General features: G+C 64.3%; 15 protein-coding genes. 5 read left to right on the top strand and 10 right to left on the bottom strand.

The features are described 5' to 3' along the window. Positions 1 to 28 precede the first annotated feature (28 nt). The 5 genes from ACLFLU_RS03760 to ACLFLU_RS03740 form a co-directional block, all read right to left on the bottom strand. A complete protein-coding gene (locus ACLFLU_RS03760) occupies positions 29 to 1,084 on the bottom strand; it encodes a lysylphosphatidylglycerol synthase domain-containing protein (protein WP_426411011.1) in 1,056 nt (351 codons plus the stop codon). A gap of 545 nt (positions 1,085 to 1,629) precedes the next feature. Beyond that, positions 1,630 to 2,556, bottom strand: coding sequence for a haloalkane dehalogenase (locus ACLFLU_RS03755; RefSeq protein WP_426411010.1), 927 nt, complete (start codon positions 2,554 to 2,556; stop codon positions 1,630 to 1,632). Beyond that, positions 2,553 to 3,143, bottom strand: a complete 591-nt coding sequence (locus ACLFLU_RS03750) for a TetR family transcriptional regulator C-terminal domain-containing protein (protein WP_426411009.1) — start codon at positions 3,141 to 3,143, stop codon at positions 2,553 to 2,555. Before ACLFLU_RS03750 ends, ACLFLU_RS03755 begins: the two co-directional genes overlap by 4 nt. Before the next feature lie 122 nt (positions 3,144 to 3,265). Further along, positions 3,266 to 3,562 (bottom strand): hypothetical protein, encoded by a 297-nt coding sequence (locus tag ACLFLU_RS03745; RefSeq protein WP_426411008.1) that lies wholly within the window; start codon positions 3,560 to 3,562, stop codon positions 3,266 to 3,268. A 2-nt stretch (positions 3,563 to 3,564) separates the two neighbouring features. After that, on the bottom strand, positions 3,565 to 4,959 hold the full coding sequence (locus ACLFLU_RS03740) for an OmpA family protein (protein WP_426411007.1): 1,395 nt from the start codon (positions 4,957 to 4,959) through the stop codon (positions 3,565 to 3,567). A gap of 165 nt (positions 4,960 to 5,124) precedes the next feature. Here ACLFLU_RS03740 and ACLFLU_RS03735 point away from each other — a divergent pair, with 165 nt between their 5' ends. Both ACLFLU_RS03735 and ACLFLU_RS03730 read left to right on the top strand, forming a co-directional pair. Continuing rightward, positions 5,125 to 6,183 carry a polysaccharide deacetylase family protein gene (locus ACLFLU_RS03735; protein ID WP_426411006.1) on the top strand — a complete coding sequence of 353 codons (1,059 nt, stop codon included), beginning with the start codon at positions 5,125 to 5,127 and terminating at the stop codon, positions 6,181 to 6,183. A 98-nt stretch (positions 6,184 to 6,281) separates the two neighbouring features. After that, positions 6,282 to 7,082, top strand: coding sequence for an SDR family oxidoreductase (locus tag ACLFLU_RS03730; protein ID WP_148779012.1), 801 nt, complete (start codon positions 6,282 to 6,284; stop codon positions 7,080 to 7,082). 179 nt (positions 7,083 to 7,261) lie between these two features. Here ACLFLU_RS03730 and boxB read toward each other — a convergent pair whose 3' ends face one another. The 5 genes from boxB to ACLFLU_RS03705 all read right to left on the bottom strand — a co-directional run bounded on the left by boxB (position 7,262) and on the right by ACLFLU_RS03705 (position 13,682). After that, on the bottom strand, positions 7,262 to 8,713 hold the full coding sequence (gene boxB, locus ACLFLU_RS03725) for a benzoyl-CoA 2,3-epoxidase subunit BoxB (protein ID WP_426411005.1): 1,452 nt from the start codon (positions 8,711 to 8,713) through the stop codon (positions 7,262 to 7,264). Positions 8,714 to 8,857: 144 nt separating this feature from the next. Continuing rightward, positions 8,858 to 10,546 carry a 2,3-epoxybenzoyl-CoA dihydrolase gene (boxC, locus tag ACLFLU_RS03720; RefSeq protein WP_426411004.1) on the bottom strand — a complete coding sequence of 563 codons (1,689 nt, stop codon included), beginning with the start codon at positions 10,544 to 10,546 and terminating at the stop codon, positions 8,858 to 8,860. Between the two features lie 99 nt (positions 10,547 to 10,645). Next, complete coding sequence (locus ACLFLU_RS03715; RefSeq protein ID WP_426411003.1) at positions 10,646 to 11,182, bottom strand: DUF309 domain-containing protein; 537 nt, start codon at positions 11,180 to 11,182, stop codon at positions 10,646 to 10,648. A gap of 18 nt (positions 11,183 to 11,200) precedes the next feature. Next, on the bottom strand, positions 11,201 to 12,019 hold the full coding sequence (locus ACLFLU_RS03710) for an alpha/beta fold hydrolase (RefSeq protein WP_426411002.1): 819 nt from the start codon (positions 12,017 to 12,019) through the stop codon (positions 11,201 to 11,203). A gap of 121 nt (positions 12,020 to 12,140) precedes the next feature. Then, a complete protein-coding gene (locus ACLFLU_RS03705) occupies positions 12,141 to 13,682 on the bottom strand; it encodes a benzoate-CoA ligase family protein (RefSeq protein WP_426411001.1) in 1,542 nt (513 codons plus the stop codon). Positions 13,683 to 13,820: 138 nt separating this feature from the next. Here ACLFLU_RS03705 and ACLFLU_RS03700 point away from each other — a divergent pair, with 138 nt between their 5' ends. The 3 genes from ACLFLU_RS03700 to ACLFLU_RS03690 are packed head-to-tail and all read left to right on the top strand — an operon-like array spanning position 13,821 to position 15,873. Then, the gene (locus ACLFLU_RS03700) at positions 13,821 to 14,729 is read left to right on the top strand and encodes a helix-turn-helix transcriptional regulator (protein ID WP_354227074.1); all 909 of its coding nucleotides are present in this window, start codon (positions 13,821 to 13,823) and stop codon (positions 14,727 to 14,729) included. 13 nt (positions 14,730 to 14,742) lie between these two features. Then, positions 14,743 to 15,138 carry a group II truncated hemoglobin gene (locus ACLFLU_RS03695; protein WP_426411000.1) on the top strand — a complete coding sequence of 132 codons (396 nt, stop codon included), beginning with the start codon at positions 14,743 to 14,745 and terminating at the stop codon, positions 15,136 to 15,138. A 54-nt stretch (positions 15,139 to 15,192) separates the two neighbouring features. Then, complete coding sequence (locus ACLFLU_RS03690) at positions 15,193 to 15,873, top strand: transglutaminase-like domain-containing protein (protein WP_426410999.1); 681 nt, start codon at positions 15,193 to 15,195, stop codon at positions 15,871 to 15,873. Positions 15,874 to 15,925: the final 52 nt, after the last annotated feature.

The raw sequence follows: 15,925 nt of genomic DNA, 5'->3' as shown, positions 1-15,925 counted from the left end.
GGCTTCTCCTTGTTGCCTTTTGCGCCGGTCAGGCGCCGCTGTCGCTGCGCTTTCTCACATAAGCGGCTTCAGGCGGTGGGCCTGGATCGAGCTTGAGCGCCGCCTGCTGCAGGCGCTTCGATCGGGCACCGATGATAACCTCGCGAAACGTCAGCAAGATTACAGAGATGACAAAGGGCGACAGATAATAGAGGACCCGGAACAGCAGCATGCCGCCGAGCAGTTCCTCGCGGTCCATCTGCCAGAGGCCGACCAGCATGGCGGCGTCGAACACCCCGAGCCCACCGGGCGAATGGCTGGCGAAGCCAAGCAGCGTCGCCGAGACGAAGATGACCGCAACGACGACGAAGCCGAGATTGGGCTCGTCGGGGACCAGCACGTACATTGCGAGCGCGCAGAAGCCGAGATCGATGATGCCGATCGCGATCTGCAGCAACGTCAGCGGACCGCCCGGCAGCACCACGGTCCAGGGGCCGCGTCCGACCACCCGCGGCTGGGTCCAGACCCAGACCACATAGCCGACCAGCGCTGCGAGGATCATCATCGCGAACGCCCGGTTCAGCCAGGGCGGCAACTGGTCGATCGAGGCGGCCGCCTCCGGGTGATAGGAGATGCCGAGGCCGAGCACGGCGGCATTGCCGAGCCAGAAGGTGAGACCGGCGAGGAAGCAGATTTTTGCGACGTCGATCGCGTTCAGCCCATAGGCCGAATAGATGCGGTAGCGCACCGCGCCGCCAGTGAAAACGCTGGCGCCGACATTGTGGCCAATCGAATAGCTGGTGAAGGCCGCGAGCGCGTTGATGCGATAGGGCACGTGGGTATGGCCGATCGCGCGCACGGCGAACAGGTCGTAGAAGGTCAGCGTGAAATAGCCTGCGGCGACGAACAGCGCGGCCATCGCAATCTGGCGCGGCTCGGTGCTCTTGATCGCCTCGATCACCTCGTTCATGTCGATGCCGCGCAGCATGTGGTAGAGCACATAGCAAGCGATGCCGATGACCGCGACGCTGATCACAACTCCAAGCTTATGCAGGATTTGCTTCTGGCGCAGAAACGTCATCGCCCTGCGTATGGCTTCCAGCATCTAGACCTCGAACAACGCTGCAACGGCCAGGGTGGCCGGCGAACAGGCGGACGACGCACAGGCACTTGACGAACGAGCCCTCAACGAACCCTTGCCGCCGGCTCCGGCCTCGCGCATGCCCCCCGCCCCTCCACTAGCGCGTTTTGCGGCGGAGTGGAATTCGCCAATGTGAACAAAATCACGTGCCTTCAATATTTTAGGCAGGTTTGCGGGTTCAAGGTGCACGGTTTGGCGCTTTCGGCGGCAAGGCTGACGCGAATCTCCATGGCAATCCTGCGCAGGGGCAGTGAAGTTTTGATGATTTCGACCGGACAATGTTCCGCCGCGCCTTAAGCCGAAATCAATCTATGGGCGGCGCCGGCGTGTTGAAAGAGGGGGGCGATCCGCTCCGGCCGGCTGCAGCACAAATAGCCGCGCGGCAATCGCGCGGCTGAGGCCTGGTACCTGACAACCGGTCGCGCCGCGAGATCACAGAGGCGGGTGCTGTCGCGGCCCGCGCCGGTGCGGGCCCGACGCGAGCGTGCAGTGCGAAGGAAGCGGTCTGCTCAGGCTGCAAGTTGCGGACGCACCGCCTCGATGCCGGCGATCCAGCCGGCGACGGAGCGGCCGATTGCCTCGGGGTGATCCTCCTGAAGGAAGTGCCGCCCGGCACCGAGACGAACGTGCGTGCAGTGCTTCAACGACGCCGCAAACGTCTCGGCGAATTCCGGAGCAACCAGCGCACCGGGCTCGCCTGAGAACAGCAGCTTTGGATAGGATGATGCGGCCAGCGCGGCGTGCCCGGATTGGAGTACTTCATGGACATCGGCGGGCTCGCCCGCGATCGGCAGCTCGCGCGGAAGCGCAAGAACAGGACGGCGGCTCTCCGGCGTCGGGAACGGCGCGCGATAGGGCGCCATCTCGTCATCGCTGAGCTTGCGCACGATGCCGCCGGGCAGCACGCGCTCGACGAACACATTCGCCTCGAGGATCATGGCCTCACCCTCGCCCGGCGTCCTGAACTTGCGAAACACCGCTCGCGCAGCCTCAGCGTGGTCCTGCTCTTCCGCGCGTTCGGTATGGTGAAAGTCCTGCCAGGTGGGCATCGGACGGATGAACTCCATGAAGGCAAGTCCGCGCACAAGATCCGGCCGGCGCGCGGCCAGATGAAATGCGAGCGCCGTGCCCCAATCCTGCGCGACGAGATAGGCCGACTTGACGCCGCGCCGTTCGATGAAGGCGTCGAGATAGCGGACGTGATCGACAAAGCGATAGTCGATGTCGGGCTTGCCGGACTGACCGAAGCCGATGAGGTCAGGCGCAATGCAATGCGCGACCGGCGACACCAGCGGCAAAATGTTGCGCCAGATGTGCGACGAGGTCGGATTGCCGTGCAGGAACAGCGCGACTGGCGCACCTTCCGCGCCTGTCTCGCGCCAGGCTATGCTGCTTCCCAGGACGGACGCTTCACGAATCTCGATCTGCTTGCTCATGTCGTCTCCTTGAACACGGTTTGGAATGCGATGGTCTTGAAACGCTCGAGCGCTTTGGGATTGCGGTCGACCTTCATGCGCAGAATCGCGCCCTGCCAGGACGCGAGCAGAAAGTCGGCAAGCTCGTCAGGCTCGAAATCGGATGCGATCTCGCCGCTGGTCTGGGCATCCCTGATGCAGACAGCGAACGGCGCGCGCCATTCGGCGAAGATCGCCGCAAGACGCGCGCGCAACAGCTCGCTGCTGCCCGATGCCTCCAGGCTGAGATCGCCGATCAGGCAGCCGCGGCCGTAGCCATCGACCTCGAGTCGGCCGGTGATGATGTCGAGATAGCGCCGCAGCCGCGCCCGCGGCGTGAGGGAGGTGTCGTCCAGGGCCTCGGCAACCAGCCCCCTGGTGACGTCGAAATAGCGGTCGAGCACCTCGGAGGCGAACGCCTCCTTGGAGCGGAAATGGTTGGTGAAGGACCCCTGCGGCGCGCCCGCCGCAGCGGTGACGTCGCGCACGCTGCTGCCGTGATAGCCGGTCCGGAACATGACTTTGAGGCCGGCGTCGAGGATAGCGTCTTTGAGCGAGGGCTTTGGCATGAGCGAATAATACGTACGTACGTATTGTTGTCAAGCAGTAACTCGCGACGCCGGCGATCTGCATGCCGATCAGTCACTTATCGGAATTTGAGACAATCGATCGCCCGCCAGCGGATCGCGGTTCAGGCCGCCGGCTGGCTCCGCAAGACCACCCAATAACGCAGCCACGCACCGATGGTGCAACCGACGAGGTAGCAGGCGAACAGGATCAGGCCGAGGTCGAGCCAGTAGCCGAAGCGGCCCGGGACCACATGCGCGAACGCGGCCGCGACCAGGGCCGCGACGAGCACCGCGAGCCAGCGCGCGGTCACCTTCGAGGTGCCGTTGCCGCGCTGGACCACCGAGATCCAACCCATGCAGAAGCCCAGCAGCGCCGAGCCGATCAGCCAGCCCATATGGAACGAGACGAGATAGGGCATCGTCACCTCACCAGAAATTCGATGCGGCGGTTTTGCGCCTTGCCGTCGTCGGTGTCGTTGCCGGCGACGGGCTGCGTGCTGCCGTAACCGACCGCGGTGAAGCGGTCCGCCGGCAGGCCCGCCTTGACCAGATAATTGATCACCGCCTGCGCGCGCTTCTCGGAGAGCGCCTGGTTGAAGGAATCCTCGCCGTCCGCATCGGTGTGGCCCGCGACCTCGATATTGGTGGTGGGACAACGCAGCGCCGTCTCGATCAGATGATCGAGAATGCCGGCGGAGTCGGGATCGATGTCGGCGCGCTTGGACGCGAAGCGGATCTTGCCCTTGGCCAGCAGCTCCGAGAACAATTGCTGGCAGACGGTGCCGTCGACCGGCCCCGCCGCGGGCTTCACCGTGATTTCGGGCTTGTATTGCCAGTTTCTCGGAAAGTCCTTGCCGAGGCCTGCGCGGATGTCGTTGGCCGCACCTTCGTACAGCGCATCGCCCGACAGCTTCACTTCGCGATCCGATACCACGAGCGTGCCGGTCGACAGCCGCGACAATGCGCCGAGCGCTGCGACCACCGCAGTGTTGAAGGAGCTGGGCGCACCGACGCTGGCCTTGAGATTGTCGACGACCTTCTCGGTGAAGAATTTTCGCGACGCGCTGGTCGCGATCGCGTCGTGCACGTTGTTGTCGGGTACGTAGCCGGTCAGCGTCACGGTGGCGGCGACCGGATCCTTGTAGGCCTGGAAGATGTAAGGCGGCGCCTTGATCTCGTTGGCGGCGATCGAAAAGCCTTCGGGCAGGTTCTTCAGCGCGGCTGCAATCGCTTCGCGGCCGCCGAGATCGCGCGCCATGCCTGACAGATTGACCTTGGTGTCTGTTATCGTGATCTTGCCGTCCTTGAGCTTGCCGATCTGGTCGAGCAGCAGCATCGCGGCCGGCTCAAAACGAGCCGGCGCGCCGCGGGCCAGGCCCATCTGATCGGTGACCTCGGTCCCGTTGACCTCCTTGCGTGCGGCTTCGGTCAGGCGCGCCTTCATCGATGGCAGCGGCGCGGAGCCCGACAGCGTCACCCGCACCACGTCACGCTCGGCACTCCAGACGAAGGGCTTTGCCTCGGGAACAAGGCGGGTCTGGTCATCGACCAGCCGGACGCCGGGAACCATCTCGACCGTGGTCACGGCGTCGCGGCGCCCCTCCTCGGAGAAGGCATCCGCGGCCAGACTGACGTCACGGCCGTCCACCGCGATCCGGGTCTTGTCCAGCACGGTGTCCTTGAGCGCGGCCGAGCTGCGGGCCGACAGGTCGGCCTCGACCGGCAAGGTGTTATTCCAGGCCGCAAATCCCCACATGACGGCCAGGGGAATCAGCCCTGGCCACCATTTGCTGGCCCACCTGAAAAGCATCTGCATTCGACGACCCGAACTCTGGAACCGGAGACAAAACAAACCCTTGGCGGGCTGTCAAACCGGAAATGGCGGCGCTCCGAGGGCCACGTGTCGACAATTGGAATAACTTTTTCTTCAAGGGTCACACCCTAAGTTGACCGCGGAATGCCCAGGGGCGGCCAGCCGGTCATGAAACAACTCCGTAACAACGTCATTCGCGCCGGGCTGGGAGCACTCTATTTCAGCGGAGCGCACCATCTGCTGCGCCCGCTGTTGTCGGGCGTCGGCGCCATTTTCATGCTGCACCATGTGCGGCCGGCCCGTGAGGGCGAGTTCCAGCCGAACCGGCATCTCGAGGTCACCCCCGATTTCCTGCGGGCGACGCTGTGCCATTTGCGCTCGCGCGAGATCGACATCGTCAGCATGGACGAGCTGCACGAACGGCTGCTGCAGGGTCGCTTCGACCGCCGCATCGCCGCCTTCACCCTCGACGACGGCTATCGCGACAATCGGGAGCACGCCCTTCCGGTGCTGCGCGAATTTGACGCGCCCGCGACCATCTATGTCGCCAGCGACTTCGCCGATGGCACCGGACGGCTGTGGTGGATTGCGCTGGAGGCCGTCATCGCCAAGGCCGAGCAGATCGACGTGCAGATCGGCCATTCCGCGCTGCGGCTCGATGCGAGCACGCCAGCCGCCAAGCAGGCAGCGTTCGACCGCCTGCACGACTGGCTCCGGGCCCTACCGGGCGAACACGATCTGAAGCGCGAGATCGAGGCGCTCTGCGCCGCGCACGGCGTCGACATGGAAGCGCTGTGCCGCAGCCTGTGCCTGTCCTGGGACGAGGTGAGGCGGCTCTCTGCCGATCCGCTCATCACGATCGGCGCCCACACCATCAGCCATTGCAATCTCGCCAAGCAGAGCGAGGAGATCGCGGCGCAGGAGATGGCCGTCAGCCGGGTGCGGATCGAGCAGGCGTTGGATCGCCAGGTGGCGCATCTCGCCTATCCCTATGGCGACCGCGATGCGGCGGGCGAACGTGAGTTCACACTTGCCGCGTCCGCCGGCTTCAAGACCGCGGTGACGACACGGCCCGGCATGCTGTTCGCCGAGAACGCCGGCCACATGACCGCGCTGTCGCGCGTCTCGCTCAACGGCAACTATCAGGACGCGCGCATTCTGCCGGTGCTGACCTCGGGCGCCGCAACCGCGATGTGGAACGGCTTTCGCCGGTTCGCTGCGGCTTGACTGTTGTCCCGGCCTTCGCCGGGACAACACCGAGTTGACTCCCCTCCCCGCGGCGCTCAAAACGTCGCCAACCCAAGGAAAGCGTCAAGGGAGGCACCATGTCCAACGATCTGTTTTCGCTCAAAGGCCGCATCGCACTCGTGACCGGCGGCTCGCGCGGTATCGGCAAGATGATCGCGGCCGGATTCCTCGGCGCAGGAGCTGCGAAGGTCTACATCACCGCGCGCAAGGCGGGCCCTTGCGAAGCCACGGCGAAAGAGCTCTCGGCGCAATATGACGGTGAGTGCATCGCCCTGCCGATCGACATCTCGACCGTCGAAGGCTGCGACAAGCTCGCTTCCGAAATCATCAAGCTGGAGCCGAAGCTCGACATCCTCGTCAACAATGCCGGTGCGGCCTGGGGCGCGGAGTTCGACGAATTCCCCGAAAGCGGCTGGGACAAGGTGATGGACCTCAATGTCAAATCGCTGTTCTTCCTGACCAAGGCTTTGGCCAAGCCGCTGCGCGCGGCGGCCTCGCACGAGCGGCCCGCCAAGGTCATCAACATCGCCTCCGTCGACGGCATCTTCGTCAATCCGGGCGAGACCTATTCCTACGCCGCGAGCAAGGCCGCGGTGATCCATCTGACGCGGCGCATGGCGACGAAGCTGATCAAGGACAATATCAACGTCACCGCGATCGCGCCGGGTGCATTCAAGTCCGACATGAACCGCGCTGCGCGCGACCACTCGGACGACGTCGCCAAGCGGATCCCGTCGCGGCGCATCGGCACCGACGAGGACATGGCGGGCGTTGCGATCTACCTCGCCTCGCGGGCGGGCGATTATGTGGTCGGCAACACCATCGCGGTCGATGGCGGCGTGGTGTATGCGAATGCGGGGCTGGAGATCGCGGGGTAGGCGACGCGAGCTAGCGCGGCGCATTCGGTGCGCTCCCTCGCCCCGTTCTTACGGGGAGAGGGTTGGGGTGAGGGGCCTCTCTCCGCGGGAGAGACAGCCGACGTACCTGTACCCCCTCACCCGCCGCGCTGCGCGCGTCGACCTCTCCCCGCAGGCGGGGAGAGGTTAAGAAAGAGCCATTACGACTCGATCTTCACATACTCGAAATCACCCGGCTTGTTGTCGATGCCGACTTTCGGCGGCGAAATCCACGACGCGAACTTGCCGGTTTCTGTGACGGCCTGCATCAGCGAGGTGATGAAGTCACCGTCGGCGGTTGAGGGCAGCCACTCGTCCTTGCGCTTGGCCCAGGTGGCGTCGTCGATCAAGAGGCCGTCGGGCGTGGCGTGCACGTCCTTGAACTCGCCGATGTGGCGGTGGAAGGCGACGTTCGGCAGGGTCAGCTTGAAGTCGTAGCCCGCGGTCGAGATCACCTTGTTCCAGCGCAACATGCCCTTGATGCAGTCCTGGCTGTAATCGTCGCGCAGGCGCATGTTGAGCGCGGTCAGCGCCGGCTCGTCGACCAGCTTGATCTCGCCGTTGATGAACTTCAGCACCGGATAGGTGGCGTTCTTGAGCTGGTGATCGTCGTCGATCTGGGTCTCGTGATAGCGGCCCTTGATGCCGGTGTTGAAGGCATTGGCCGCGTTGGTCGAGACTTCCGAACCGAACAGATCGAGCGACAACGTGTAGTGCAGGTTGAGCTTCTTCTGGATGGTCGGAAGATCGATCACGCCGAGCGCGCGGACTTTTGCGATATCGGTGGGATCGGTGATACCGGCTTCGCGCATCGCATCGCAGGTGCGCTGCACGACACGGGTAATGCCGGTCTCGCCGACGAACATGTGGTGCGCTTCCTCCGTCAGCATGAAGCGGCAGGTGCGCGACAGCGGATCGAAGCCCGACTGCGCCAGCGAGTGCAGCTGCATCTTGCCGTCGCGGTCGGTGAAATAGGTGAACATGAAGAAGGACAGCCAGTCCGGCGTCGCCTCGTTGAAGGCACCGAGCATACGCGGCGCGTCGGCATCGCCGGAGCGACGGCGCAGCAAATCATCGGCTTCCTCGCGGCCGTCGCGGCCGAAGTACTTCTGCAGCAGATAGACCATCGCCCATAGGTGGCGGCCTTCCTCGACATTGACCTGGAACAGGTTGCGCATGTCGTAGAGCGAGGGCGCGGTCTTGCCGAGATGGCGCTGCTGTTCGACTGAAGCAGGTTCAGTGTCACCCTGGATCACGATCAGGCGGCGCAGCATGGCGCGGTATTCGCCCGGGACTTCCTGCCAGGCCGGCTCGCCAAAGTGCTCGCCGAACGGCACGACGCGGTTCTCTTCCTGCGGCGCAAGCAGAATGCCCCAGCGATAATCGGGCATGCGGACATAGTCGAACTTGGCCCAGCCGCGCGGATCGACCGAATACGCGGTGCGCAAGTAAACCAGCGATTCCTGGAAACCTTCCGGCCCCATGTCGCTCCACCAATCCATGTAGCCGGGATGCCAGCCTTCCAGCGCCTTCAGCACCTGGCGGTCTTCGGCGAGATTCACGTTGTTCGGAATCTTGGTCGAGTAGTCGACGTTCATGATGTTCATGTTCATGGCCGTGCTCCTTGCGATCTCGTGTCCCGGACGCAGCGCGAAGCGGTGCGCTGCAGAGCCGGGACCCATTGTCTGGTCCATCGTGGGTCCCGGTTCTGCGCAGCGTCACTTCGTGCCGCAGCGCGCCCGGGACAAGAAAAATCGTTAAACCCGCGTCATATCGAATTTCGGCTTCTGGCCGCTGCCATAGCGGCGCAGCGCGCCCTCCTCGCCGACGGCGTTCGGGCGCTGGAAGATCCAGTTCTGCCAGGCAGTCAGGCGCGAAAAGATTTTTGATTCCATCGTCTCGGGGCCGACGAAGCGCAGGCTCGCTTCCATGCCGGTGAGGCTGTCAGGCGAGAAGCTGGCGCGTTCCTCGAGAAACACACGGACCTCGTCGTCCCAATCGATGTCGTCGAGCGCGAAGGTGACGAGGCCGAGCTCTTCGGCCTGCTCGGCGTCGAGGCTGGTGCCGAGCGTAGCTTCTGCGCGCTCCACATCGGCCGGATCGGCCTGGAAGCGCGACTCCAGCCGCGTCAGGCCATGGCTCATCGGATAGGGGCCAAAGTTCATCGCCGACAATTCGATCGACGGCGGCGGCTGGTTGTCGCCCTGGCGCGTTCCGATCAGCATGTAGGAGCGATCGGCTGCGAAGACGAGCTCGGCGAGCGTGCCGGCGAAGCAGGAGCCGGGCTCGACCAGCGTCACCAGCGTGCGCGAGGTGACGTCGATGCGCTTGAGCACACGCTTCCAGTAGTGGCGGATCTCGTTGACCAGCCAGTGCGCCTTGTTGGCTTCGAGGAAGGCGTCGGATGCGAGCACATGGGCGCGGTCGCCATGGCTCTTGAACACCAGCATCGCGATCTCGAGCTCGTTGATGCGCAAGTGAAGGATGGCATCGTCGAGCTCGCGCGCCACTTGCAGCGGCCAGAATGCAGCCCCCTGCGCCATCATGCCGTCGATGTCGGCGGGGGCGGCCGTCTCCGGCGCCTTGATCGAGATAGTGGCGATGCGCGCGGCGCGGTCGATATCGACAGTCACAAAACCATAGCGGATGCTGGTCTCGTCGATCGTCCGCTTGAGTGGGGAAAGCGCGATGCCCTTGCCGCTGCCGGCGCGTTTCGAGGCGGCCGCAAATTCCTTGGCGCGCTCGACGATTTTGGCTTCCAGCTTGGAGTTCGGTGCGATCTCGTCAACGAGGCGCCACTGCACGGCGCGCTTGCCCTTTACGCCTTCCTCGATGGTGCAGAAAAAATCGGCGTGGTCGCGGCGCACTTTTCGCTTGTCGACCACACGCGTCAGGCCGCCCGTGCCCGGCAGGACCGCGAGCAGCGGCACTTCGGGCAGCGCGACGGCGGAGGCGCCGTCGTCGGCGAGGATGATGTGGTCGGTTGCAAGCGCGAGCTCATAGCCGCCGCCGGCGGCCGAGCCGTTCACCACGGTGATGAAGCGCTGGCCGGAATTCTCCGAAGAGTCCTCCATGCCGTTGCGGGTCTCGTTGGTGAATTTGCAAAAGTTCACCTTGTGCGCATGGGTCGAGCCCGCGAGCATGCGGATGTTGGCGCCGGCGCAGAACACGCGGTTCTTGGCCGAGCGCATCACCACGACCTTCACCTCCGGATGCTCGAAGCGCAGCCGCTGGACCACGTCCGCAAGCTCGATGTCGACGCCGAGATCGTAGGAATTGAGCTTGAGCAGATAGCCCTCGAACAGGCCGCCGTTCTCGTCGACGTCCATGGTCAGCGTCGCGACGTCACCATCGACCGCCAGCTTCCAGTGCTTGTAGCGGGACGGTTCGGTCTGGAAATCGATGAATGTCGCGCCGCCTGCGAGGCGCCGATCTTCCCCGGCCATGGGCCACCCTTGAGCTCGTCTTGGTTTTACCGTTAGATGCACAATAATGCATGTTGGTGAGCGCGTCTAGTCTCTAATCGCCGATACATGCACTTTGTTTCATGCAAGGGGCTGCGACCGCACGATGGCGCTGAGCGCGATCCAGTCGGCCTTGGTGAGATGGGCGCGGCCGAGCTTGGCCTGGAGCAAGGCTGTCAGCGCCGGCACCGGAAAGCTCTCGACGAAGCCGTCGCCGGCCGGGGCCGCCTTGCGGGAGGTCAGTGCGCGCAATTCGGTGAGGGCATCTCCAAACAGGCGCGCGGCCGAATGCGCCTTCTGCATGCGCAGCCGCAGATTGGCGTTGGCGACATGGATGCAGGCCCGCAGCAAAATGCGCTCGCGGCCGCCTTGCGGGGCTGCGGCCCACAGCGCCTCCAGCACCTCCTGCGATTCCCAGAAATAGCCGCGGTCGTTCAGTGCGAGCCCATAGCGCAATGCCGGATGGCGCGCCGGCACGTAGCCGCGGAACGCCGGGGGCACCAACGCCTTGGCCATATCGAGCGTCTCATAGTCCGCATCGACCTCGGCGGTCTCGCCCGGCACATAGGCCCAGCGCGGCCATGGCAATGGCCCGGTCACATGTGAAGGCACATTCACAGATGCGCCTCCGCGTGATCATGCGGCTCGCCCCTGGAGTCCCTGATCGTCGCGCAGGGCCGCTTTTGCAAATTGCTCAATCGCGTCAAGCGTCGCTCCGGGCGCTTCACGATGCGGGGAATGGCCCGCGTCTGAAATAATTCTCAAATCTACCGGACAGTAGCACTCTTCCTGCGCGATTTCGACCTGTCGCAGCGTCCCATATTGGTCATCCCTTCCCTGCACGACCAGGACAGGAACGCGGATGTAGGCCAGATATTCCGAGATGTCCCAATCGCGGAATTTCGGATCGAGCCAGGCACCGTTCCAGCCGTAGAAGGCGTTGTCGACATCCTTGTGCCAGCGCGACAGCTTTGCCTTGAGATCGGTGGTTTCGTACGTGGTCTTGATCGCGGCGATGGACTTCACCGAGATGTCCTCGACGACGAAATGCGGCGCGATCAGCGCGATGCCCTGCAGGCGATGATCCTGATGCGCGCCGGCATAGATCGCCGCGATCGAGCCGCCGTCGGAATGGCCGAGCAACAGGCCGCGTTTGAAGGGAATGGCGTCCAGCACTTTCGGCAGCACGTCGAGCGCCTCGCGCTGCATGTAGTCGAGCGGCCGCGGCAGCGTCGCCGGGCTTGATTGGCCATAGCCCGCACGCGAATAGACGAAGATGCCGGCGCCGGTCGCTTGCTGGAGCTTCTCCGGAAAATCGCTCCACAGGCCGACGGAGCCGAGGCCTTCATGCAGCATGACGATCGTCGGCGTGTCGGCGGATTGCGGCGCGAGCCATTTGTATTCGAGGCTGGCCGTGCCGATGCTGAGGAAGCCGGTGGGGGTGAGGTTGGTCATGCGCAGTCTTCTTTCAGCGATCGGACAAGATGCTTCCGCAGGCTCAGTCTTTCCCTCCCCCCTTGCGGGGGAAGGAGCGCAGTTGAGTTTGCGGTGACAGCCGTGCGCTGCATGCCCATCATCAATTCGCGCCCTCGCGCAGCTTGAACCGCTGGATCTTGCCCGTCGCCGTCTTCGGCAGCGAATCCACCACGTCGATCCAGCGCGGATATTTCCACGGGCCGATCTTCTGCTTGACGTGCTCCTTCAGCATCTCCTGCAGATCCGCCGTCTTCACGCCCGGGCGCAGCACGACGAAAGCCTTTGGCTTCAAGAGGCCTTCCGGATCGGCTTCCGGCACGACGGCGGCTTCCAGCACCGCCGGATGCGTGATCAGCGCGCTCTCGACCTCGAACGGCGAGACCCAGATACCGGAGACCTTGAACATGTCATCGGCGCGGCCGCAGAAGGTGTAGCGGCCATCGGTGTCGCGAACATATTTGTCGCCGGTGCGGGTCCATGGGCCCTCAAACGTGCGCCGGCTCTTGTGGCGCTGGTTCCAGTAACCTTCGCCGGCCGAGGGCGCATCGACCAGGAGCTCGCCGACCTCGCCGTCAGCGACGTCCTGGCCGGCCTCGTTGACGAGCCGCACTGCATAGCCCGGCACCGGCTTGCCGGACGAGCCGTATTTGATGTCGCCCGGCGCGTTCGAGAGGAAGATGTGCAGCAGCTCGGTCGAGCCGACGCCATCGAGAATGTCGACGCCGAAGCGCGATTTCCAGCTATTGCCGACGGATTCCGGCAGCGCCTCGCCGGCCGAGGTGCAGATGCGCAAGGACTTGCCGCCGCGCTCGCTCTTCATCGTGTCGTCGTTGAGCATCGCCGCAAACAGCGTCGGCACACCGTAGAAGATCGACGGATTGTAGCGGTTCATGAGGTCGAACATCCGCGACGGCGTCGGGCGCTCGCTGTTCAGAATGGTCGTGGCGCCGACCGACATCGGAAAGGTCAGCGCATTGCCAAGCCCATAGGCAAAGAACAGTTTTGCGGCGGAGAGGCCGATATCGTTCTCGCGGATACCGAGCACCTGCCTTGCGTAGGTGTCCGCAGTCGCCTGCAGATTCGAATGCAGATGGCGAACGCCTTTGGGCATGCCGGTCGAGCCGGAGGAATAGAGCCAAAAGGCGGGCTCGTCCGGATGCGTGGCAGCCGTGGTGAACTGATCGCTTTCGCCCGCGATCTCCTCAGCGAGTTGCTTGTGCCCATTCTGCTTGGCGCCGGAGACGATGACATGCTCGAGATCAGGCATGCGGCCGACGACGTCTTTGATAACGGGATAGAGCGCTTCGGACACGAACAGGACGCGCGCACGGCAGTCGGCGAGGATGTAGGCGTATTGATCCGCGGTCAGCAGCGTGTTGAGCGGCACCGGCACGATGCCGGCGCGGATCGCGCCCAGGAACACGATCGGGAAGTCGATCGTATCAAGCATGATCATCGCCACGCGCTCCTCGCGGCGGACGCCGAGCCGGCGCAGCATGTTGGCGGCGCGGCGCGTCTCGCGCTGGAGCTCGCCATAGGTCAGCTGCGAGACGGTGTCGTCGAAGGCGAGCTTGTTGCCCCGGCCTTCCTCGACGTTACGGTCGAGCAGCCAGGTCACCGCGTTGTAGGATCCCTCGCTCACGGTCGTCTCCCCCGAATTTAGAATTATAATTCATAGAAAGACACTGTGACAGCTTGCTGTCAATGCCAGCAGGCACTATGTTTCATTAAAACGCGCCGCAGGACCTCCGTTCAAGAAGGCATCCGCTAAAGAAGGCTCATGACCGACAGTCCCGACGCCGAATCCCGCTTTCTCGAACAGCTCGGCCAGCGCGTGCGCACCATGCGCGCGCTGCGCGGCATGTCGCGCAAGGTGCTCGCCAAGGTATCAGGAATTTCCGAGCGCTACATCGCGCAGCTCGAGAGCGGCAAGGGCAACGTCTCGATCGTGCTGCTGCGCCGCGTCTCCGACGCGATGGGCGCGCATCTGGAAGATTTGCTTCCCTCAGCCGATCCGACGCCGGACTGGCAGATGTTTCGCGATCTGCTGCGCAAGGCGACGCCGGCGCAGATCGCGCAGGCCAAGGATCTGCTCGCCGGCGGCAGTGCATCCGCGCCGCGGCGCGCGCCATTCTGCGGCATCGCGTTGATCGGCCTGCGCGGCGCCGGCAAATCCACGCTCGGCAAGATCCTCGCGAAAAAGGTCGGCTGGAGCTTCGTCGAGCTCAACAAGGAAGTCGAGCAGCAGAACGGGCTCTCGGTCGCGGAGATCATCGCGCTCTACGGCCAGGAAGGCTTTCGCCGCATGGAGCAGGCGGCGCTGCAACAGCTGCTCGCGCGCAACGAGCTGATGGTGCTGGCGACCGGCGGCGGCATCGTCTCCGAGCCCCTGACCTTCGACCAGATCCTGTCGTCGTTCTACACGATCTGGCTGAAGGCCGAGCCGGAAGAGCACATGGCCCGCGTCCGCCGCCAGGGCGATTTGCGCCCGATGGCCGACGACCGCTCCGCGATGGCGGAGCTGCGCAACATTCTGCTCAGCCGCGAGCCGCTATATTCACGTGCGACGGCAGTGGTGGATACGGCAGGGCTGAGCGTCGACGCCGCGGCTGCGCGGCTGATCGATGCGGTGCGGCCGGTGCTGCAAAACGAGGCCCGCAGTTTCGGATTGCGCAGCGTGGCCCTGTAGGTCGGAATTCATCATGACCGATAGCGACATCACAATCTCCATGTTCGAGAGGATCGGCGGCAGGGCCACGATCGACCGGCTGGTCGACCGCTTCTATGACCGCATGGACATGCTGCCGGAGGCGGAGATCATCCGCGCCATGCATGCCGACGACCTCGGCCTGATCAGGGACGTGCTGAAGCGCTATCTCACCGAGTGGACCGGCGGGCCAAAACTCTATTCCGTCGAGAAGGGCCATCCGCGTCTGCGGCAGCGGCACCTCGGCTTTGCCATCGGCGATGCCGAGCGCGACGCATGGCTGACTTGCATGCGCGGCGCGATGGAGGAGACCGTCACTGATGCCACCGCGCGGCAGGATCTCGACAAGGCGCTGTCCGGCCTTGCCGACTGGATGCGCAACCGGCAGTGAGTACTGCCGCCACACGATTTGAGTTCTGCGCAAATCACCTGCTAGGCTGAAGGCATGACCGAGCCCCTCCCCGACACCATCCGCCGCCTCTACACCGATCCCGGCGAGTACATCGACAGCGACCATCCCGCCGTGCAGCAGTTCGCCGAGACCGCCGTGCGCGCGGACGCGAGAGAGCGGGAAAAGGCGAGCGTGCTCTACAAGGCGGTGCGCGACGGCATCCGCTACAACCCCTATGTCAGCATGCGCGTCGCCGAGACCTTCCGCGCATCGAGCGTACTTGCTGCGGGGCAAGGCTATTGCGTCGGCAAGGCATCGCTCTATGCCGCCGCTTGCCGCGTCCACGGCATTCCCGCCCGAGTCGGCTTTGCCGATGTGAAGAACCATCTCACCACCGAAAAGCTGCGTGCCAGCATGGGCACGGATATCTTCACCTGGCATGGTTTTACCGAAGTGCATGTCGACGGCGCCTGGCGCAAGGCGACGCCGACCTTCAACGACACGCTCTGCGCCAAGGTCGGCGTGGCGCCACTCGACTTCGACGGCCACTCCGATGCGCTGCTGCATCCCTTCAACGGCGAAGGCCGCGCCTACATGCAATATGTCAACGACCGCGGCACCTATCACGACGTGCCGGCGAAGTTTCTAATGCGCGAGATGGCGCGCGAATACGCCAACATGCAGGGCGAGGATCTCACGGGCCGCGACATGGAGCACGAAGCGGCGGAGCGGTGAGATTTTGGGGCAATCCTCTTACCGAGCGCGCGCTCTGTTCCCTCCCCCCTTG

Origin of the sequence: Bradyrhizobium ganzhouense (assembly GCF_049949285.1) — a bacterium.
GTDB classification, from domain to species: domain Bacteria; phylum Pseudomonadota; class Alphaproteobacteria; order Rhizobiales; family Xanthobacteraceae; genus Bradyrhizobium; species Bradyrhizobium ganzhouense.
Note: the sequence above shows the minus strand (reverse complement) of the source record. Positions and strands in the feature narration are given on the sequence as shown.